This window comes from Stenotrophomonas sp. YJH_SMC_43, from assembly GCF_059372535.1.
In genome coordinates, this window is the sequence record NZ_JCAFVQ010000003.1 from 263,114 (window position 1) to 283,162 (window position 20,049).

Sequence of the window (20,049 nt, forward strand, 5' to 3'; positions counted from 1 at the left end):
GGCTTCAGCGCGCGGCAATGAACGCAGCAATCGCTGCCCGCAGGCGCTTGAGGCCTTCGGCCACTTCTTCGTCGGTGATGTTCAGCGACGGCACGAAGCGCAGCACGTCCGGGCCGGCCTGCAGGGTCAGCAGGCCCTGCTCGGCGGCGTGATCAAGGATCGCACCGGCCTGGCCGGCAAAGTCCTTGCTCAGCACCGCGCCCAGCATCAGGCCACGGCCACGCACGTCGCTGAACACGCCGAATTCTTCGTTGATGCGCGCAAAGCCATCGCGCAGCGCCTTCGACTGGCGGCTGACATTGGCGGCGATCTCCGCCGAGGCCAGCTTGCGCAGCGCAACGCGTGCGACCGCAGCGGCCAACGGGTTGCCACCGAAGGTGGTGCCGTGTGCACCGAACTGCATGGTTTCGGCCACCTTCGGGCCGGCCAGCATCGCACCGATCGGGAAGCCGCCACCCAGCGCCTTGGCCAGGGTGACCATGTCCGGCACCACGTCGTCCTGCCAGTGCGCGAACAGCGTGCCGGTGCGGCCCATGCCGGCCTGGATCTCATCCAGCACCAGCAGCGCGTTGTGCTGGTCGCACAGCTCGCGCACGCGCTTGAGGAAACCGGACTTGGCCGGCATCACGCCGCCCTCGCCCTGGATCGGCTCCAGCATCACCGCTGCCACGTCACCGGCGGCCATCGCAGTTTCCAGCTGCACCTCATCGTTGAAATCGATGTAGCGGAAGCCACCGGGCAGCGGCTCGTAGCCTTCCTGGTACTTCGGCTGGGCAGTCGCGGTCACTGCGCCCATGGTGCGACCGTGGAAGCTGCCGCGGAAGGTGATGATCACCCGCTTGTCGGCCGGGCGGCCCTGGCTGGAGGCCCACTTGCGGACCATCTTGATCGCCACTTCATTGGCTTCGGCGCCGGAATTGCACAGGAACACGCGCTCGGCGAAGCGGCTGGCCTTCACCAGCTCCTCGGCCAGGTGCAGTGGCGGCGCGCTGTAGAACACGTTGCTGGTATGCCAGAGCTTGCCGGCCTGTTCGACCAGCGCGGCCACCAGGTCCGGGTCGTTGTGGCCCAGGCCGCACACGGCGATGCCGGCGGCCAGGTCGATGAACTCACGGCCCTGGCTGTCCCACACGCGGGCGCCCTGGCCTCGCTCCAGTACCACCTGGCGGGGCTTGTAGACCGGCAGGTAATAGTGCGAAAGGGAGATCAGCGGATCGGTAGCGGCGGTCATGGCAGTCGGCAGGATTCAGGAATCCCCATTCTCGCGCCGGAACCCCTGCGGCACAATGCGCCCATGCGACCGTTTTCCGCCCCCCAGCTGAACCCCGCCACCGAGACCGGCTGGCGCCGCCGGTGGTTCGACATCATCTACCGCCACGACACCCGCCCTTCGCGCAATTTCGACCTGATCCTGGTGGTGGCGATCGTCGCCAGCATCCTGGTGGTGATGATCGACAGCGTGCAGCACCTGCACGCCGAATGGTCCACCGGCCTGTACATCCTGGAATGGGGCTTCACGATCATCTTCACCGCCGAGTACCTGCTGCGGCTGGCGGTGGTCAAGCGCCCGCTGCGGTATGCGGTGAGCGTCTGGGGCATCATCGACCTGCTGTCGATCCTGCCCGCCTACCTGTCGATGTTCATCCCCGGCGCGCAGAGCCTGCTGGTGGTGCGCGCACTGCGCATCCTGCGCGTGTTCCGCATCCTCAAGCTGACCCGCTACATCGAAGAAAGCGGCGTGTTGATGACGTCGCTGTGGCGCAGCCGGCGCAAGGTGCTGGTGTTCCTGTTCACGGTGATCACCATCACCATCATCGCCGGTGCGCTGATGTACGTGATCGAGGGTCCCGAACACGGCTTCACCAATATCCCGGCCAGCATGTACTGGGCGGTGGTGACCATGGCCACGGTCGGCTTCGGTGACATCGTGCCGCAGACCGTGCTCGGCCGCTTCGTCACCTCGGTGCTGATCCTGATCGGCTACAGCATCATCGCCGTGCCCACCGGCATCTATACCGCCGAACTGGCCAGCACCATGCGCGAGGCCGAACAGGCCGCGCGCCGCGATGCGCGTGGCTGCCCGGACTGTGGGCTGGAAGGCCATGAGCCGGATGCACTGCACTGCCGCAAGTGCGGTGGCAAGCTGCCGGATGCGTTCAACCATTGAGGCACATGCCGGCCAGCGGCCGGCACTACCCCTTGGCGGTTACGCATGGATGCGTGCGCCGTTGCTCATCGCATGCGGTTGCTGGTGGTCACCAGATCGTTGTACGCGGCAAGGATCGTTGACTGCGCTCCCTCCGGGTCGGTGGTGAGCCAACTGCCCGACGCCTTCCGCTCTGCCGCCAGCGCTTCGGCGGTGATCGGCTTGTGCTGCTCCAGGCGCTCGACGCCGCGTCCCGCGGTACGCACCAGCTTGTCCGCCGAACGCTGCACGTGGCCCCACATCGGGTCGTCCTTGCCGACACCGCCGTTCTGGATTTCCGTCACCAGTGCCTGATAGTCAGCCAGCTGCGCGCGCAGCGCCGCGACGTCCGGTGCATCGTCCTGGAACGCCGTGGCCAATCGCTTGCCGTCGCCCAGCAGGCGAAGGTGGTAGTAGGCCAGCGAGCGCCCTTCGCTTTCCTCGATCTGCTTCAGCTGCGCGGTACGGCGATCGTTCTCGTTCTTTTCCAGCGCCACATCCATCGCTTCGCTGGCCTTGAAGAAATCGGCGTAGGCCTGCATCAACGGGGCATGCTGGCTGCGCATCCCTTCACCGCCATCACGGCGATAGTCCTCGCGGGTGAAGTAGCCATCGGCACGCTCGACCAGGGTGTTCAATGCCTGGAATGCCTGCTGATAGTCACGCGCGGGGCCATCCATCGGCAGTGCCGGGGTCTTCGCCAGCGCGTCGGTCAGTGGCTGGCCGCAGTACTCGACGCGGTGCGACAACAGCTTGCCCGGTGAGCGCGGCTGCGCTTCCTTGCCGGTCGGCCCCGCCTTGGGGTCCTTCATCCAGCCCGTGTAAGTCTGGAAGCCTTCGTGGATGGGCTGTTCGACGCCGTTGTAGCACTCGATGTAGGCGTTCACCTTCTCCAGCCCGGGGTCGGCGACCGCCAGCCCCGCCGGGCTGTTGCAGCCGGCCAGCGCGCCGAGCAGGAGAACGGGAATCAGGCGTGTGGATGCGTTCAAATCAGTTCCTTGCACCAGTGAAAACTGCAGCCATCGTCCTGCATGGCGCGCGCGCTCCAGCACCTCGGGAAGGTGCTGGCATTCGGGGCTGCGGTGCGTGTCATGTCGCGATCAACCTGCTCAATCGCGACAAAAAAAACGCGTTGAGCTTCTCGCTTACTGGCGGTTGCTCTGGAAAACCAGCGAGTTGTACTCCTGCATCAGCTTGCTGGCAGAGCCGCTCGGCGCCATCGAGGGCGAATCCAGCATGCGCCGTTCGAAATCGGTATAGGGCGTGTTCTCGCTGACGCGCTTCAGCCGCTCCTTGCCTTCGCGCCGGAAGTTCTCGGCCTCACGCTCGAAGCTGTTCCAGTCCAGCTTGCCCGGCTCCTGATCAGCCACCTTCGCATGCGCTTCGTCGGAAATGCGGTTGAACGCATCCAGACGCTCGCGCGCCTTGGCTTGGTCGAAATCGTCCTCGCTCATCAGATCCATGATGGCCTTGGCCTCCAGCATCATCGCCAGACGGTAGTACTCGCGCGTGCGCCCCTCAGCCTGCTCCAGCGCCTTGAGCTGCTCGCGCTGGGCGGCGTCGTTCTGGCGCTCCAGCTCGGCATTGAACCTTTCGCTTGCAGCCACGAAATCCTTGAAGGCGGCCATCAAGGGCGCGTGCAGCTGCTTGCCCTTGGCAAACTGGTCGTCTTCGTAGTCCTGGCGATCGTAGTAGTCGTGCGCGTCCTTGCTGACCGGCACCAGCGCCTTCAGCGCCTGCTGGTAATGGCCTGCAGCAGCATCGAGTTCGGCCAGCGCCGGCCTGGCAGCGATCGCCCCGGTCACCGGAGCGTCGCACTGCTTCATGTCGTAATCGCTGATCTCGAACGGTCCGTACACGTGCGTCTCGCGCCCGGTCGGGCCAGCGTCGACGTCCTTGATCCAGCGCGTGTAGGACTGGATGCTGCCGTGGGTCTTCGAATCCAGCGCGTTGAAGCAGCCGATGTAGGCGTTGAGCTTGGCGGTCAACTGCTGCTGTGTGTCGGACGGCGCCGCGCTGGCGTCCGGCGTGCCGGAGGCAGCGGCGCCGCCCGCAGCTGCGGGGGCCTTGCCACCGCAGGCGGTCAGGATCAACGACAACGAAGCGGCCAGCGCCGCGACGGAAAGAGTGCGTGACATGTGTTCACATCCCTGTTGAAAACGATTACAGCCACGTATTCTAACGCAGCAGGCCACGGGTCGCAGCCCTCGGCCTCTTCCCGCGATGCGCGATCATTCCAGGAACAGATCCGGCAACAGCGCGCGCGACGGATCCACCGCATAGCCCGAAAGATCGGTAATACCGGCCTGCGCCAGCACTTCATCGTCGATCAGGAACCGGCCGTGGAAGCCGGCCGCTTCGCGCACCAGCACCGCGTGTGCGGCATCGGCCATGATCTGTGGCGTGCGGCAGCCAGCCGCATCCACGCCCGGAATCATGTTGATCGCATCGGTGGCGATGACGGTGCGCGGCCACAGCGCATTCACCGCCACGCCCTGCGGGCCGAATTCCGCGGCCAGGCCCAGGGTGACGAAGCTCATGCCCATCTTCGCCAGCGTGTAGCCGGTATGTGCGCCCCACCACTTCGGCTCCAGGCTCGGCGGCGGCGCCAGGGTCAGGATGTGCGGGTTCGGCGCCTGCAGCAGGTACGGCAGGCAGGCCTGCGCACACAGGAAACTGCCGCGCGCATTGACCTGCTGCATCAGGTCGAAACGCTTCATCGGCGTATCCAGCGTGCCGCGCAACCAGATCGCGCTGGCGTTGTTGATCAGGATGTCGATGCCACCGAAGGTGTCGACCGTGGCCGCCACCGCCGCCTGCACCTGCTCTTCCTCCCGGATGTCGCACTTCAGCGCCAGGCCCTGCCCGCCTGCAGCCGTCACCGCTTCGGCGGCGGTGTGGATGGTGCCCGGCAGCTTCGGATTCGGCACCGACGACTTGGCCGCGATCGCCACGTTGGCCCCGTCGCGCGCGGCGCGCAGTGCGATGGCCAGGCCGATGCCACGCGAGGCACCGGTGATGAAAAGCGTTTTGCCCTGCAGACTGCCCACGTTCCGCACTCCAGCGTATGCAATGAGCCGCTAGTATGCCGCGCCGACGCGGAGTTCACCCGCCCTTGACGATACTCGGGCCTCCAGACAACGCACGAGGTCCACGCCATGCGCCGTTCCCGCCTGTTGCTGCCTGCCTTGGGGCTTGCCCTGCTGACTGCCTGCCAGGGCCGTTCGCCGGAACCCGGCAAGGAGCCACCCGCCGGTGACACGCCCAGCGCGGAGAAGGCCGCCGCCGACGGCAAGATGCGCTGGAGCGAGGCGGTGGTCTGGGATGGCGACCTCAACGCCTGCCGCCAGGGCGAGAACGCGGCCACCCGGGATTGCCTTCGCGACGCGATGCGCGCCGGTGGCGCCAGTGCCGAGGCCATCACCGCCGCCGAGCAGTTGTCCACCGGCGGTGAGTTGGCCTATGTGACCGCGTGGCACGAGAACGAAGGACTGGGCATTGCCACGGTCGAGTATCCGTTCCGCGCCAACACCAATGAAGGTACCCGCCTGGTCGATGCCAGCGGCAAGCGCATCGATGTGGATGCCGTGCAGTTGGACGACACCTTGCGTGCCGACCCCACTGTGCAGGAACTGCTGAAGGCCAACCCGCAAGCCACGCCGTTCGCACCGGCGCAGTCGGCCGGCGCCTCGCCGTTGGAGAATGGTGGCATCCGCCTGCTGTACCGCACGCCGCTGCGCGACTGCCACGCCTGCCCGGATGTCGGGCAGTTGCAGATCGCCTACGACTTCGACGCCAAGCGCAACTTCATCGGCCAGCAGGTCGTGCCGGCAACGCCGTAAGGCCACCGGCCTCTGTAGAGCCGAGCCCTGCTCGGCTCATTGAATGCAGCCGAGCATGGCTCGGCTCTACATTTCTATTCCTGGTACAGCACTGCCACGCCATCACCACGGGCAAGCCGCTTCACCTGATCCAACGTGTCCACCGCCATGACGGAGTACGTGACCTCCACGCCAGAGTGCAGGCGCCCCTCGGCAGAGTCCTGATCAATCGCCACTGATATCAGCTTGCGGATTCCGGCGAAACGATAAAGATACGCCCTACCGTCTTCACCCACCAGGCGGCCGGTCAGATCCTCATACCCGGAAGCAAGTGCTTCTGCATTCTCAAGAGCGTGTTCATCGTTGTCGGCACTGATCAGGTACACGTTCTCATGCACCAGGAACGATTCCTGCCCTTTGCTCTCGTAATAGAAAATGGCGTGTGCGCAGTACCACATGCATCACCTCAATGATTCCCTTGCGGGTTGTCCCTGGCTTGAATGTCGCGAGCCTTCTGCTGCCAGCGGAATCCACATTTATGCGGCACTTGGCAATGAGCCGTTTAGCCGTTAAGCAGCCCGCGGATCACAAACCGCATCCACGCATGGCGTGGATCTACCGGTACAACTGCACCTGCTTTTTCAACAGATGCGGCACGATCAACTGGTGCACCGGCGCAACCGGCAGCATGTACACGCGCCCGAACGCGTTGTGCGTATGCACCACGGTCGCCACTTCCAGCACGTCGCCCTGCCACTGCAGGGCCAGCTGCACACGCAAGTGGCGGTCGTTGTCCTCCAGCACGATGGCATCGTCATCCATCGACTGCAGGGTGAAGATGCCCAGCCGCTGGCCCGGTTGAGGATCTTCGACAACCTGCACCGCCCGCAACGAGCCCAGATGCTTCATGCCGAGCAGGCGCATGCCGTGGTTGCGCAGCGCCATCAGCCCATCGAACCAGCCGGGAATGGTCGCCGCCATGTCGCGGTAGGCCTGCAGTGCGGTACGCCCGTCGCGCCGGGTGGTGGCCTGACAGGCGTGCACGAAGTCGGCACCAGGCAACTGCGCACGCAACACATTGCCCGCGCTCGGCGGGCCGGTCACTATCCGCGAAGCCTTCACGGCTTGGGCCCCTGCCCTTCGTTGTCCTCCCAATGCAGGATGCGGCGGGTGACGAAGCGGTAGACCGGCTTGCCGGTAGCAAACCACAGTTCGCGCACCCACGAGGTGCGCTTGAGCAACCGCTTCTCCACCGGGGTGAGCGATTCACGGCAATACATGCGCTTGTGCTTGAGCAGGTGGCGCAGGTCCTCGCGCGCCAGCAGGCGCATCCAGCGCGAGCGAGGGTTGCCGATCACCGCCAGCTGGAAGTCGATCAGCGCCGGCCGTCCATCTTCAGTGACCAGCCAGTTGGCTTCCTTGGCCAGATCGTTGTGGGCCACGCCTTTGCGATGCAGCTGCTGCAGCAGCCGGCGCGCGGCGCGGAACCAGGCCAGGTCGCCGCGCGGCGGACGCTGGTACATGGCGTCGCCGGCCATGAAGCTGCGATCCAGGTGATGGCCATTCCAGGCCAGCAGCTGCGGTACGTCGGCCATGCCGTGAATGTGCTGCAGCGCGCGGGCTTCACGGCGGGCCAGCCACCACGCAGGCAGCCGCAACCACAGCGGCGTGGCGCCCAGATCACGGCGCACGAAGGGGCCATCAGGCCCTTTCACAAGGAGGATCCGGCCGAAGCTGTCGGCCTTCAAAGCATGCGGTTGAGCGTCGGGCGTATGTGGCATGAGCCCATTCTAGGCGATGGCACTGGTTGCAAACGGTCACGAAGCGGCTGGGAACCAGTCACCTTCACGCCCCTATAATCGGGCAATGGACTCTTCATGGATCGACGCCACCCTCGCGTGGATTGCCGCTCATCCCGTGTTGGCGGGTGCGGTCATTTTTCTGATCGCCTTCTGCGATGCGGTGATCATTCTCGGCGCCATCGTGCCGGCGCTGCCGCTGCTGTTCGCGGTGGGTGTGTTCATCGGCCTGGGCCAGATCTCCGGGCCGTACGCGGTGGCGGCGGCGGCGCTGGGTGCGTTCGCCGGTGATGGCATCAGCTACTGGATCGGCCGCCGCTGGGGCGACCGGCTGCGTGGCATCTGGCCGTTCAGCCGCTACCCGCAGCTGCTCGACCGCGGCGAGAACCTGTTCCGCCGCAATGCGTTCAAGAGCATCCTGGTGGCGCGCTACGTCGGCGCGATCCGGCCGTTCGTACCGGCCATCGCCGGCATGATGAAGATGCCCGCCAGCCGCTACGTGCAGGCCAGCGGCATCGCCAGCATTTCCTGGGCGGTACTGTTCCTGGCCCCGGGCTGGATCCTCGGCGAAGCGTATGACGCGGTGGCTGCCGTGGCCGGGCGGCTGGTGGTGGTGGTCGGCCTGCTGGCGGTAATCCTTGGCCTGGTCTGGGCCATCGTGCTGTACGGCTACCGCTGGTCGGCCGCGCGCATGGACAACTGGCTGGCACGCCTGCTGGACTGGTCCAACCGCCACCCGACGCTGGGCCGCTACACCGTCGGCGTGCTTGATCCCAAGCGCCGTGAATCGGTGCCGCTGGCGATGCTGGCGTTGATGCTGCTGGTACTGGGCTGGGGCTGGTTCGCATTGTTGACCGTGGTGGTCGCGCACGGCGAGCCGCTGGCGATCGACCTGCTGGTGCACCAGGCCATGCTGGCGCTGCGTAACCCGCTGGCCGATTACCCGATGGCCGCGCTGGCGTCGCTGGGCGCCTGGCAGGTACTGCTGCCGGCCACCGCTGCAGCGATGGGCTACCTGATCTGGCGCCGGCGCTGGATGGCGGCCGCACATTGGCTGGCCGCCCTCGCCTTCGGCCTGGCGCTGACCATGCTGCTGGGTGCCACCGTGGATGTGGTGCGCCCGGTCGACGCCAGCAGCGGCTTCGGCTTCCCTTCGGTGTCAGTGACCATGGCCACCATCACCTTCGGCTTCTTCGCAGTGCTGATCGCGCGTGAGATGCCCGGCCGCACCCGCGTCTGGCCGTACCTGGTGTCGGGCATCGTGGTCAGCCTGATCGGCTTCTCGCGCCTGTACCTGGGTGCGCATTGGCTGAGCGACGTGATCGGCGGCATGCTGTTCGGCACGTTCTGGCTGCTGGTGCTGGGCATCGCCTACCGCCGCCGCTTCAACCGCTCGTTCTGGGTGAAACCGGTGGCCTGGCTGTTCTATGGCGTCTTCGCCGTGGCGGCCATGTGCTATGCGCCGCGCAACATCCCGGTGAAGCTGGAACGCTTCGAACCGACCCTGCCGGCACCACAGGCGATGGACATCCAGGCCTGGTGGCAGCACGACTGGGTGACGCTGCCGGCGCGCCGCAATGAGTTCGACGACGACCAGCGCTGGCCGCTGGACGTGCAGGTGGCCGGCCCGCTGGCACCGCTGCAGGCGCAGCTGGAAGCACGTGGCTGGAAGCGGCAGGAACAGGCGGGCTGGCAACAGGCGCTGCTGATGCTGGACAAGAACACCGGCGCCGACGAACTACCGGTGCTGCCGGCCACGCTGGACACCCGCGTGGAAGCACTGCTGATGGTGCGCCAGGGCGCGCAGCCGGATGAGCGCTATGTGCTGCGCCTGTGGCCGGCGCCCGCGCAGTTGCAGCCGGGCAGCACGCCGCTGTGGCTGGGCAGCGCGCAGACTCTGCGCTACGAGCGCCACTTCGAATGGATCGGCATGTGGCACCCGCTGCGTGGCGTCGACCCGGCATTGAATGCCGTGAAGGACGCCGTGCAGGACCTGCCGCAGCGCGAGGATGTGCACAGCGAAACCGGATTGCCGGTGCTGCGGTTGAAGACCACCACGCCCTGACCGGTACCGGTGCGCGGCCACCCACTGTAGAGCCGAGCCCATGCTCGGCTGCCCTCCGCGGGATCCATCAAGCCGAGCATGGGCTCGGCTCTACAGCAGATCCACGCCATGCGTGGATGGCATTCCCCGCATACCCCAGCGTGTGCACCAAGGTGCACACCCACCCGGGGCGGGCTGCTACGGCATCCAGCCCAGCAACTGCTGCAGTCGCTGGTGCGGGTCGTCCATCTGCAGCAGCTGCAACCGCTGCTGCTCGCTCAGCGGCAGCAGCTCGGCCAGCCGCCAGCCGACCCAGCTGGCCTGGTCCAGCAACGCCGGGTTGGCCGGCGCATAGGCCTCGCCGGCCTGTTCGATGATGTGCCCCAGCACCGTGGCCAGCAGCGCATGCTGCGGCCGCAGTTCGTCGTCGGGGTCTTCCTCGCACCAGCGCACATCGGCTACCACCAGCCCGTTGTCGCGCACACGGGTGCGCTCGACATGGAAGCGGCGAGTGCCGCGCAGACGCAACTGCAGCACGCCGTCGGCGCCGACATCGAAGTCTTCGATGCGTACCTGCACGCCATACGCGGCCGGCGTTGCCGGGGCTCCCACTTCCTGGCCGTCGAGGATCAGGCAGACACCAAAGCCCTCACCACTGCGGCCGCTGTCGCGTACCAGATCCAGGTAGCGCCGTTCGAACACGCGCAGGCCCACCGCCGCACCTGGCACCAGCGTGGTGTGCAGCGGAAACAGCGGCAGCGAACCGTCGACGCTCATCGGGCCTGCAGCGCGGCAAGGAAGCGGCGCGGTGCGCCGTCGAAGCCACCGTTGGACATGAACACCACGTGGTCACCCCTGCGCGCGCTGGCCTGCAATTGCGCCAGCAGCGCGTCGGTATCGGGCACCGCGTGCGCTTCGCCACGCACTGCGGCGATCACCGCAGCAGCATCCCAGGCCAGTTCCGGGCGATGCAGGAACACCACTTCATCGGCCAGCGCCAGCGAGGGTGCCAGCGCCTGCGCGTGTGCGCCCAGCCGCATCGAATTGCTGCGCGGCTCCATCGCGACCACGATGCGCGCATCGCCCACCTTGGCGCGCAGCCCTTCCAGCGTGGTGGCGATTGCGGTCGGGTGGTGGGCGAAATCGTCGTAGACGGTGATGCCCTCGTGGCTGCCGATCACTTCCATGCGGCGCTTGACGCTGCGGAAGCGCGCCAGCGCCGGGATCACCTCAGCCGGCGCAACACCCACCGCATGTGCGGCTGCCAGCGCCGCCAGGCCGTTGAGCACGTTGTGGCGGCCCAGCAACGACCACTGCACATCACCCAGTGCCTGCCCGCGGTGGTGCACGCGGAACGCGCTGCCATCGGCAGCCAGCAGTTCCGCATGCCACTCCAGCGATGGATCGAAGCCGAAGCGCTCGATCGGGGTCCAGCAGCCCATCGCCAGCACTTCGGCCAGATGCTGATCCTCGCCATTGACGATCAGTCGGCCACGCGCCGGCACCGTGCGCACCAGGTGATGGAACTGGCGCTGGATCGCGGCCACGTCCGGGAAGATGTCGGCGTGGTCGTATTCAAGGTTGTTGAGGATGGCCACCAGCGGCCGGTAGTGCACGAACTTGCTGCGCTTGTCGAAGAAGGCGGTGTCGTACTCGTCGGCCTCGACCACGAACTCGCGGCCCTGGCCCAGGCGGGCGGAGACGCCGAAATCCTCGGCGACGCCGCCGATCAGGAAACCGGGCGAACGACCGGCGCTTTCCAGCAGCCAGGTCAGGATGGTGGTGGTGGTGGTCTTGCCGTGGGTGCCGGCCACGGCCAGCGTGTCACGGCCCGGCAGCACCTGTTCGGACAGCCACTGGGCACCGGAAATGTAGCGCTGGCCGGCGTCGAGCACGGCCTCAACGGCGGCATTGCCGCGCGAGAGTGCGTTGCCGATCACCACGTCGTCGGTACCGGCCGGCACGCTGTCGGCGCGGTAGCCCTGGTCCAGGGTGATGCCCAGCTGCTCGAGCTGGGTCGACATCGGCGGATAGATGGCCTGGTCGCTGCCACTGACCGTATGGCCCAGTTCCCGCGCCAGGGCGGCCACGCCGCCCATGAAAGTGCCTGCGATTGCAAGGATATGTACGCTGCTCATGACCGAGGATTGTGACCGATGACGGCTGTATAGGGCCAATGTCCGATCCGGGGTAAGACAAGTCCTACACAGGATGTGAGAAAACTCCAATCTTCTGTCAGGGAAATCCCGATAGCGATGTTCTGTGAACCCGGACACAATTCGAACTGCCAGCCGCAGTACCCGAACCGGTCCTACTCCCCAAGAGGCCATCCCCAAGGGAGCTCATGCTGCGGGGCCCTGAGCAAGCCCTCTGCTGGCGCCTATCAAACGACACAGGCCTGGTCCTCGCGGACCAGGCCTGTGTTTTTTGCGCCCGAAGGGCCGGCAGTGCACCGGCCCTGCAGGATCAACCCTTGATCGCCGCCAGGATGCGGGCTTCGATCTCGTCCAGCTCGCCGACGCCATCGACGCGGGCCAGGGTGCCACGGCCGGCGTAGAAGTCCACCACCGGGGCAGTCTGGTCGTTGTAGACCTGCAGGCGCTGGCGCACCGCTTCCGGCGTGTCATCGGCGCGGCCCTGCTCCTTGGCGCGACCGGCGATGCGCTCGACCAGCAGCTCGGTGGCCACGTCCAGCTGCACCACGGCATCCAGCGGCTGGCCGATCTTGGCCAGCAGGCCGTCCATCGCATTGGCCTGGGCCACATTGCGCGGGTAGCCATCGAGGATGAAGCCCTTGGCGACATCGGCCTGGGTCAGGCGCGACTCCAGCATGCCCAGCAGGATGTCGTCCGACACCAGGTTGCCGGCATCCATCACCGTCTTGGCCTGCTTGCCCAGCTCCGTGCCGGCGGCGATTTCCGCGCGCAGCATGTCACCGGTCGAAATGTGGGCGATCCCCAGCTTTTCCTTCAGGCGCGTCGCCTGTGTCCCCTTGCCCGAACCGGGCGGTCCCAACAGAACCAATCGCATTGACCTGACTCCAACGTGTTGAAAACAAAGAAGGTTCGCGTCCCGGACGGACCGGTATCGCTGCACCGCAATAGCGCCACTTTACCGCATCCGGGTAATGTCCCTGCAATGTCCCCTCCCCCGAGCAGGTAGAAGCATGCGCAACGGTACTCTCCTCTACGCCCAGTCCGGCGGTGTCACCGCGGTCATCAATGCCACGGCGGCAGCGGTGATCGAGCAGGCCCGGGCCAAGGGCATCAAGGTCCTTGCCGCCCGCAACGGCATCCTCGGCGCGCTGCGCGAGGAGCTGATCGACACCAGCAAGGAGAGCGCCGCCGCGATCCGCGCCCTGGCCCATACCCCGGGTGGCGCCTTCGGCTCGTGCCGGGTGAAGCTGAAATCGCTGGACGCCGACCGCGCCCGCTACGACCGCCTGCTGGAGGTGCTGCGCGCGCACGACGTGCGCTGGTTCCTCTACAACGGCGGCAACGACTCGGCCGATACCGCGCTGAAAGTCTCGCAGCTGGCCAAGGCCTCCGGCTACGACCTGACCTGCATCGGCGTGCCCAAGACCATCGACAACGACCTGGCAGTGACCGACACCTGCCCCGGCTTCGGCTCGGCGGCCAAGTACACCGCCGTCTCGGTGCGCGAAGCGGCGCTGGACGTGGCGGCGATGGCCGAAACCTCCACCCGCGTTTTCATCTACGAGGCCATGGGCCGCCACGCGGGCTGGCTGGCTGCGGCCGCCGGCCTTGCCGGCAACGGCGATGACGAAGCGCCGCACATCATCCTGCTGCCCGAACGCGCCTATGACGAGGCGACGTTCCTGGCCAAGGTCAAGGCCGTGGTCGACCGCGTCGGCTACTGCGTGGTGGTGGCGTCGGAAGGCATCGCCACCGCCGATGGCCGCTTCGTCGCCGATGCCGGTGGCGGCAAGGACTCGTTCGGGCACTCGCAGCTGGGCGGCGTGGCCGCGCACCTGGCTGGCCGGGTCAAGGACCAGCTGGGCCTGAAGGTCCATTGGGCGCTGCCCGATTACCTGCAGCGCTCGGCCCGCCACCTGGCCAGCAGGACCGACTGGGAGCAGGCGCAGGCGGTCGGCAAGGCCGCGGTGCAGCTGGCGCTGAAGGGCCAGAACGGGGTGATGCCGGTGATCGTGCGCAGCAGCGACGCACCGTACCGCTGGAAGATCGAAGCGGCGCCGCTGTCGAAGATCGCCAACCATGAAAAGAAGATGCCCGCCGGCTTCATCCGCCGCGACGGCTTCGGTATCACCGCCAAGGCGCGCGCCTACCTGTCACCGCTGATCAAGGGCGAAGCCCCGCTGCCGTATGGCACCGATGGACTGCCGAAGTACGTCACGCTGAAGAACGTGGCGGTGAAGCAGAAGCTGCCGCCGTTCGAGGGCTGACCCGAAAAAGGGGACGGAGGAACACCATGGCACTGCGTGTTGTTCGATTGGGTACACCACGTGCGCCCGGCGAGGGACTGCGTATCGGTACCGTGCGGCGCCCGCCGCGCGGCGTGCCGCGCAGCGAGTTCGCCCGGCAGGACTGGTATGACGTCTGGTTCCCGACCCTGTCACCCAGCGCCGAGCTGGTGAGGCAGGCGCATGAGGCGAAGTCGGCCGCCGACTGGACTGCGTTCTTCCGCCACTACAAGGCCGAGATGAGGGCGCCGGATGCGGCCCACGCGCTGGACCTGCTGGCCGCGATGTCACGGCACAGCGACATCAGCGTAGGGTGCTACTGCGAGGATGAAGTGCATTGCCATCGCAAGGCATTGCGCGAGTTGCTGGTCGCGCGGGGAGCAATGCTGGCGGAGTGATCACCCAGATGCCGGCCAGCGGCCGGCACTACCGGTGGATGACTGCGTGGGTGCACCGCCCACGCAACTTCAATTGCAGGCCTTGCCTTCCATCTGCAGCTGCGCGGCGAACATGGTCACCTGCGGAATCTGGCCGGCCGCGGCCTGCTTCTTGGCCTCTTCCAGATAGATGCGCGACTGGCCCTGACCGTCCAGCTCGACCTTGTTGCTCGACGGCAGTCGCCACACGCGCACCACCGCCTGCTGTGCCGGGCATGCTGCGCTGGGCACGCGGATCACATCATTGAGCTTCCAGCCCTTGTCGGCACTTGGCTGTGCCTTGGCGTAGTCGACGAAGCGCGCGCGTGGCTGGCACTGCTCACTGGTCCGCACCGGCGCAAAGCGGTACGGCTCGGCCGCCTGGCCGGTGAAGGCACCTTCCAGGCGCGCGCAGGCCTCGGGGATCTGCCGCAGGGTGTGCACTGCGCCCACTGCCTGGGGAGCGCCCACGGCGCGCTGCAGCTCCGGGGTTTCCGCGGCGAGTGCCGGTACGGCCGGGACCAGGGCGGCAAGCATCAACAGGGACAGGCGCATTGGGAATCTCCTACGGGACTGTGCGCAGGCTTGCAGAGGCTGGCTTAACGGGGTGCAAAGGCCTGCGGCTCTCGAATCTTGCCCCTGGCCCGGCGCCATGCGCCGCGGCTCGCAGGAGCCAGTCGAGCACGGCCTCTGGAAGCCAGTCGAGCATGGCTCGACTCTACAAGTGGCGGCACGCATACTGCGGGCACCAGGGAATGCTGAACACCGCCATACGTCGGACGACCACCAAGGTCGGTACGGGTTGGTTCCAGGCTGCAGCCCGTCGTCCCCCTCGTGGTGCCGTTCATCGCCACTGGATGCCTACATCCATTCTGCGGAGGGGTCTAATGCTGGAACGTCACGGGCTTTCATTGGCGCTGGGCTGCGCCATTCTCGCGATCCTGTTCGGAATCGTCTCGGCGCGCTGGATCCTGCGCCAACCCACCGGCAATGAACGCATGGTCGCGATCGCCACCGCGATCCAGGAAGGTGCGCGTGCCTACCTCAACCGCCAGTACCTGACCATCGGCGTGGCCGGCGTGGTGCTGTTCGTGCTGGTCGGTGTGTTCCTCAGCTGGTACACCGCGATCGGCTTCGCGGTCGGCGCGGTGCTGTCCGGCGCGGCCGGCTACATCGGCATGAACGTGTCGGTACGCGCCAACGTGCGCACCGCCGAGGCCGCACGCCATGGCATCAGTGCGGCGATGGACGTCGCCTTCCGCGGCGGTGCGATCACCGGCATGCTGGTGGTCGGCCTGGGCCTGCTGGGTGTGGCCGGCTATTACGCACTGCTGCTGCGGATCGGCCTGCCGATGGAACAGGCGCTGCACGCGCTGGTCGGTCTGGCGTTCGGTTCGTCGCTGATCTCGATCTTCGCGCGTCTGGGCGGTGGCATCTTCACCAAGGGCGCCGACGTCGGCGCCGATCTGGTCGGCAAGGTGGAAGCCGGCATTCCCGAGGATGACCCGCGCAACCCGGCGGTGATCGCCGACAACGTCGGTGACAACGTCGGCGACTGTGCCGGCATGGCCGCCGATCTGTTCGAGACCTATGCGGTCACCGTGATCGCCACCATGCTGCTGGGCAGCCTGATGCTGGCCGAGGCGGGCGCCAATGCCGTGCTGTATCCGCTGGTGCTGGGCGGTGTGTCGATCATTGCATCGATCATCGGTGCGCTGTTCGTCAAGGTGAAGCCTGGCGGCTCGATCATGGGCGCGTTGTACAAGGGCGTGATCGTCTCCGGCGTGCTGGCCGCGATCGCGTTCTACCCGATCACCACCGGGCTGATGGCCGACAATGTGCATGGTCCCATCGCGCTGTATGGATGCGCGCTGATCGGCCTGGTCCTGACCGGCCTGATCGTGTGGATCACCGAGTACTACACCGGCACCCAGTACAAGCCGGTGCAGCACGTGGCGCAGGCGTCGACCACCGGCCACGGCACCAACATCATCGCAGGCCTCGGCATCTCGATGAAGTCCACTGCACTGCCGGTCGTGGCGGTGTGTGCGGCGATCTGGGGCGCGTTCGCGCTGGGCGGCCTGTACGGCATCGCCATCGCCGCCACCGCGATGCTGTCGATGGCCGGCATGATCGTCGCCCTCGATGCCTATGGACCGATCACCGACAACGCTGGCGGCATCGCCGAGATGGCCGAGCTGCCCTCGGAGATCCGCGACATCACCGATCCACTGGATGCGGTGGGCAACACCACCAAGGCGGTGACCAAGGGCTATGCGATCGGCTCGGCGGCGCTGGCCGCACTGGTGCTGTTCGCCGACTACACGCACAACCTGCAGGCCGCGCATCCCGGCCAGGAGTTCCGCTTCGATCTCAGCGACCACACGGTGATCATCGGCCTGCTGATCGGTGGCCTGATCCCCTACCTGTTCGGTGCGATGGCGATGGAAGCGGTCGGTCGTGCGGCTGGCGCGGTGGTAGAGGAAGTGCGGCGCCAGTTCCGCGAGATCCCCGGCATCATGCAGGGCACCGGCAAGCCGCAGTACGACAAAGCGGTGGACATGCTGACCCGTTCGGCGATCCGCGAAATGATCGTGCCGTCGCTGTTGCCGGTGGCGGTACCGGTGGTGGTCGGCCTGCTGCTGGGGCCGCGCGCACTGGGCGGCCTGTTGATCGGTACGATCGTGACCGGCCTGTTCGTGGCCATCTCGATGACCACCGGCGGCGGCGCCTGGGACAACGCCAAGAAGTACATCGAGGATGGCCACTTCGGTGGCAAGGGGAGCGAAGCGCACAAGGCAGCGGTGACCGGTGATACCGTCGGTGACCCGTACAAGGACACCGCCGGCCCGGCGATCAATCCGCTGATCAAGATCATCAACATCGTGGCGTTGCTGCTGGTGCCGTTGCTGTAAAGGCCTTCTGTAGAGCCGAGCCCATGCTCGGCTCAACGGCTTCGCGGGATCGGAGAACAGCCAGGCAGCGGCTCAGCTCTACAACGTCACCGGCCGCGCAGGAAGAAGGACACCGGCACCATCACTTCCACCGGGTCGCCGGCCACTTCGGCTGGCGGCGCCGGTACCGGGCTGGCCCGCTGCACGGTGTCCAGCGTCTCCTGGTCGAGCAGCGCGAAGCCACTGCTGCGGCCCAGTTTCAAACCTGAGACCGCGCCATCGCGGGCTACTGCGAAGCGCACGTAGACCACACCCTGCTGACGCAGCCGCTCGGCCTGGCGCGGATAGCGCCGATGCTTCTGCAGATGCCCGAGCAGGCGCCCTTCCCAGGTTGCCTCGGCGCGACTGCGTTCGCCGGCCGTGGTCTGCGGTGCGGTGTAGCGTGCGGCCGCGGCGGCCGCCACCTGCGGCGGCGCGCTGGTCTGCGTGACGTTGGTCTCGGCGGTGTCCGGCGAGGGCGTCGGCTCAGGTGTGCGCGGCGGCGGCAGGTCACCCTGTGGCTGCACCGGTGCCTTGGGTTGCTCGCGCAGGGCCGGCTTCGGCGCCTGTCGCTGCTGTTGCTGCTGCAGGGGCCCGGTTGCCACCTCGCGCGGCGGCACCGGCGGTGCCTGTGCCATCGGCGCAAGTTCCAGCATCAGCGCGGCGGGCGGCGCCGTCGCAGCCAGCACCGGTGCACGCGTCGCCCACCAGCAGGCCGCAACGATCAGCAGCGCATGCACCAGCAGCACGATCGCCAGGCTGGTCGCCCAGCGCCGCAGTCCACTCATCGTGCGCCCTGCTCCAGGCCAACCAGCGCCACCTTCAGGTAACCGGCCGCACGCAATGCATCCAGCGTCGCCATCAGTTCGCCGTAGGGCACGTGGGTATCGGCGCGCAGGTAGATGCGCTGCGCGGTGTCGCCGTGGGTGGCCGCCTGCAATGCAGCGGCCAGCCCGTCACGCGCCACGGACTGTTCGCCAACACGCAGCGACAGATCGGCCTGCACGGTCACATACACCGGTGCCTGGTCCGGCGGCGTGGCCCTGGCGCTACTGGCCGGCAGCTGCACCGGCACTGATACGGTGGCCAGCGGTGCGGCCACCATGAAGATGATCAACAGCACCAGCATCACGTCGATGAAGGGCGTGACATTGATCTCGTGCGCTTCTTCCGGCGTGTCGTCGCGGTCGGACGCGGTCCTGATCGCCATCGCCGGGCCTCAGTGCACCGCGCGCAGCGGCGTCGCTGCGCTACGCGGCACAGCACGATCAAGATCGCGCGAGACCAGCTGCTGAACGGCGGCCGACAGATCACCAAGCAGCCCTCGCAGGCCGGCCAGCACACGGCTGAAGTGGTTGTAGACCAGCACTGCGGGAATCGCCGCGACCAGGCCGAGTGCCGTCGCCAGCAGCGCCTCGGCGATGCCGGGCGCAACTACCGCCAGGTGGGTGGTGTTGCTGTGCGCGATGCCGATGAAACTGTTCATGATGCCCCACACCGTGCCGAACAGGCCGACAAAGGGCGCCACCGCGCCGATGCTGGCGAGCACACCGATGCCGCGCCGCTGCACGCGCGCGGTCTCCAGCTCGATACGGTCCAGGCGCGAGGCGATGCGTTCCTTGATGCCGTCGCGCCCTTCCAGATCCTGCGACAGGCGCAGTTCGGTACGGGCCGCATCCAGCATCGCCCCTGCGATGCCCTGCTGCACATTGGCGTCAGCGCTCTCGCCGGGCAGGCTCGGCGCCTGCAGCAACAGCGCGCGCGCCGCCCGCAGCTGCCGGGCCTGGCGAGCCAGCTCCCAGCCCTTTGCCAGCAGCACGGTCCAGGTGGCCAGCGACGCCAATGCCAGCGCGATCATCACGGCTTTCACCACCACGTCGGCGGCCAGGTACATGCCCCACGGGGTCAGTGCAGGGGCGGCCACAGGGGCCAGGTCAGCAGGCAGCATCGTCTCGGTTTCCATCAGCATCAGAGGTCGCTGCGCGACGACGGGCCGCGCGCGGATCATTGGCGTCGTCCACTTCCACGACCGGATTGGGCTCCAGCCGCGGTGCGGGTCGACTGAGCACGTAGCCGGCGCTGACGGCGAAGAACAGGCCCACGCCCAGCAGCAGGCGCCACGACGGGTGCGCGCCCCAACAGAACAGGGCAAAGCCCACCGCCATGCCGGCACTGGCGAACGCCTTGCCCTTGCGCGACACCGCCCCCTGCTCACGCCACAGCCGCAGTGACGGGCCGTAGCGCGGATGCGCCAGCAGGCGCTGCTCGAACTTCGGCGAGCTGCGTGCGAAGCAACCCACGGCCAGGATCAGGAAGATGGTGGTCGGCATCACCGGCAGCAACGCGCCGATTACCCCGAGGCCGACCATCAACCAGCCCAGCGCGAACCAGAGCCAGCGCATCAGCGTTG

21 protein-coding genes are annotated in these 20,049 nt (G+C 67.0%); 6 read left to right on the forward strand and 15 right to left on the reverse strand.

All coding sequences use genetic code 11. The features are described from left to right. Positions 1 to 4: 4 nt before the first annotated feature. Positions 5 to 1,231: an acetylornithine transaminase gene (locus AC5QAH_RS13410; RefSeq protein ID WP_010484016.1), complete on the reverse strand. Its 1,227-nt coding sequence runs from the start codon at positions 1,229 to 1,231 to the stop codon at positions 5 to 7. A 63-nt stretch (positions 1,232 to 1,294) separates the two neighbouring features. On the opposite strand from AC5QAH_RS13410, the gene AC5QAH_RS13415 reads away from it, so the two are divergent. Continuing rightward, on the forward strand, positions 1,295 to 2,167 hold the full coding sequence (locus tag AC5QAH_RS13415) for an ion transporter (RefSeq protein WP_010484015.1): 873 nt from the start codon (positions 1,295 to 1,297) through the stop codon (positions 2,165 to 2,167). 65 nt (positions 2,168 to 2,232) lie between these two features. Here the strand turns inward: AC5QAH_RS13415 and AC5QAH_RS13420 are convergent, their stop codons facing one another. The 3 genes from AC5QAH_RS13420 to AC5QAH_RS13430 all read right to left on the reverse strand — a co-directional run bounded on the left by AC5QAH_RS13420 (position 2,233) and on the right by AC5QAH_RS13430 (position 5,235). Next, positions 2,233 to 3,174 (reverse strand): YiiG family protein, encoded by a 942-nt coding sequence (locus AC5QAH_RS13420; RefSeq protein ID WP_241875302.1) that lies wholly within the window; start codon positions 3,172 to 3,174, stop codon positions 2,233 to 2,235. 156 nt (positions 3,175 to 3,330) lie between these two features. Beyond that, on the reverse strand, positions 3,331 to 4,323 hold the full coding sequence (locus AC5QAH_RS13425; protein ID WP_241875301.1) for a YiiG family protein: 993 nt from the start codon (positions 4,321 to 4,323) through the stop codon (positions 3,331 to 3,333). 93 nt (positions 4,324 to 4,416) lie between these two features. After that, a complete protein-coding gene (locus AC5QAH_RS13430; RefSeq protein ID WP_134958402.1) occupies positions 4,417 to 5,235 on the reverse strand; it encodes an SDR family oxidoreductase in 819 nt (272 codons plus the stop codon). Between the two features lie 108 nt (positions 5,236 to 5,343). On the opposite strand from AC5QAH_RS13430, the gene AC5QAH_RS13435 reads away from it, so the two are divergent. Next, the gene (locus AC5QAH_RS13435) at positions 5,344 to 6,027 is read left to right on the forward strand and encodes a hypothetical protein (RefSeq protein WP_021203633.1); all 684 of its coding nucleotides are present in this window, start codon (positions 5,344 to 5,346) and stop codon (positions 6,025 to 6,027) included. A gap of 74 nt (positions 6,028 to 6,101) precedes the next feature. Here AC5QAH_RS13435 and AC5QAH_RS13440 read toward each other — a convergent pair whose 3' ends face one another. The 3 genes from AC5QAH_RS13440 to AC5QAH_RS13450 form a co-directional block, all read right to left on the reverse strand. Then, a complete protein-coding gene (locus AC5QAH_RS13440; RefSeq protein ID WP_019662010.1) occupies positions 6,102 to 6,464 on the reverse strand; it encodes a DUF4288 domain-containing protein in 363 nt (120 codons plus the stop codon). A 157-nt stretch (positions 6,465 to 6,621) separates the two neighbouring features. Beyond that, the gene (locus tag AC5QAH_RS13445) at positions 6,622 to 7,110 is read right to left on the reverse strand and encodes a DUF2867 domain-containing protein (RefSeq protein WP_413409805.1); all 489 of its coding nucleotides are present in this window, start codon (positions 7,108 to 7,110) and stop codon (positions 6,622 to 6,624) included. 14 nt (positions 7,111 to 7,124) lie between these two features. Continuing rightward, positions 7,125 to 7,787, reverse strand: coding sequence for a serine/threonine-protein kinase (locus AC5QAH_RS13450; protein WP_241875300.1), 663 nt, complete (start codon positions 7,785 to 7,787; stop codon positions 7,125 to 7,127). A gap of 85 nt (positions 7,788 to 7,872) precedes the next feature. On the opposite strand from AC5QAH_RS13450, the gene AC5QAH_RS13455 reads away from it, so the two are divergent. Continuing rightward, on the forward strand, positions 7,873 to 9,870 hold the full coding sequence (locus tag AC5QAH_RS13455; protein ID WP_349744280.1) for a bifunctional DedA family/phosphatase PAP2 family protein: 1,998 nt from the start codon (positions 7,873 to 7,875) through the stop codon (positions 9,868 to 9,870). A 177-nt stretch (positions 9,871 to 10,047) separates the two neighbouring features. On the opposite strand, the gene AC5QAH_RS13460 is transcribed toward AC5QAH_RS13455, so the two are convergent. From AC5QAH_RS13460 to AC5QAH_RS13470, 3 genes are all read right to left on the reverse strand, one after another. Then, positions 10,048 to 10,626 (reverse strand): LON peptidase substrate-binding domain-containing protein, encoded by a 579-nt coding sequence (locus tag AC5QAH_RS13460; protein WP_019338782.1) that lies wholly within the window; start codon positions 10,624 to 10,626, stop codon positions 10,048 to 10,050. After that, on the reverse strand, positions 10,623 to 11,987 hold the full coding sequence (gene mpl, locus AC5QAH_RS13465) for a UDP-N-acetylmuramate:L-alanyl-gamma-D-glutamyl-meso-diaminopimelate ligase (protein ID WP_053443475.1): 1,365 nt from the start codon (positions 11,985 to 11,987) through the stop codon (positions 10,623 to 10,625). Before mpl ends, AC5QAH_RS13460 begins: the two co-directional genes overlap by 4 nt. Positions 11,988 to 12,315: 328 nt before the next feature. Continuing rightward, positions 12,316 to 12,879: an adenylate kinase gene (locus AC5QAH_RS13470; protein WP_032128385.1), complete on the reverse strand. Its 564-nt coding sequence runs from the start codon at positions 12,877 to 12,879 to the stop codon at positions 12,316 to 12,318. Positions 12,880 to 13,015: 136 nt separating this feature from the next. Between AC5QAH_RS13470 and AC5QAH_RS13475 the strand changes: the two genes are divergently transcribed. Beyond that, positions 13,016 to 14,272 (forward strand): 6-phosphofructokinase, encoded by a 1,257-nt coding sequence (locus AC5QAH_RS13475; RefSeq protein WP_049453652.1) that lies wholly within the window; start codon positions 13,016 to 13,018, stop codon positions 14,270 to 14,272. A gap of 26 nt (positions 14,273 to 14,298) precedes the next feature. Then, positions 14,299 to 14,688, forward strand: a complete 390-nt coding sequence (locus tag AC5QAH_RS13480) for a DUF488 domain-containing protein (protein ID WP_053443476.1) — start codon at positions 14,299 to 14,301, stop codon at positions 14,686 to 14,688. 69 nt (positions 14,689 to 14,757) lie between these two features. On the opposite strand, the gene AC5QAH_RS13485 is transcribed toward AC5QAH_RS13480, so the two are convergent. Continuing rightward, the gene (locus AC5QAH_RS13485; RefSeq protein ID WP_010484000.1) at positions 14,758 to 15,261 is read right to left on the reverse strand and encodes a hypothetical protein; all 504 of its coding nucleotides are present in this window, start codon (positions 15,259 to 15,261) and stop codon (positions 14,758 to 14,760) included. A gap of 332 nt (positions 15,262 to 15,593) precedes the next feature. On the opposite strand from AC5QAH_RS13485, the gene AC5QAH_RS13490 reads away from it, so the two are divergent. Further along, positions 15,594 to 17,621 carry a sodium-translocating pyrophosphatase gene (locus AC5QAH_RS13490; protein WP_053443477.1) on the forward strand — a complete coding sequence of 676 codons (2,028 nt, stop codon included), beginning with the start codon at positions 15,594 to 15,596 and terminating at the stop codon, positions 17,619 to 17,621. An 86-nt stretch (positions 17,622 to 17,707) separates the two neighbouring features. Here AC5QAH_RS13490 and AC5QAH_RS13495 read toward each other — a convergent pair whose 3' ends face one another. Genes AC5QAH_RS13495 through AC5QAH_RS13510 form a run of 4 tightly spaced genes read right to left on the reverse strand, consistent with a single transcriptional unit; the run spans position 17,708 to position 20,041 of the window. Then, a complete protein-coding gene (locus AC5QAH_RS13495; RefSeq protein ID WP_049453647.1) occupies positions 17,708 to 18,427 on the reverse strand; it encodes an energy transducer TonB in 720 nt (239 codons plus the stop codon). Next, positions 18,424 to 18,849: a TonB system transport protein ExbD gene (gene exbD, locus AC5QAH_RS13500; protein WP_043400240.1), complete on the reverse strand. Its 426-nt coding sequence runs from the start codon at positions 18,847 to 18,849 to the stop codon at positions 18,424 to 18,426. Before exbD ends, AC5QAH_RS13495 begins: the two co-directional genes overlap by 4 nt. Positions 18,850 to 18,858: 9 nt before the next feature. Next, positions 18,859 to 19,587: a tonB-system energizer ExbB gene (gene exbB, locus AC5QAH_RS13505; RefSeq protein WP_049437203.1), complete on the reverse strand. Its 729-nt coding sequence runs from the start codon at positions 19,585 to 19,587 to the stop codon at positions 18,859 to 18,861. After that, positions 19,574 to 20,041, reverse strand: a complete 468-nt coding sequence (locus AC5QAH_RS13510; RefSeq protein ID WP_043400233.1) for a YbaN family protein — start codon at positions 20,039 to 20,041, stop codon at positions 19,574 to 19,576. The genes exbB and AC5QAH_RS13510 overlap by 14 nt, the downstream gene beginning before the upstream one ends. Positions 20,042 to 20,049 lie beyond the last annotated feature (8 nt).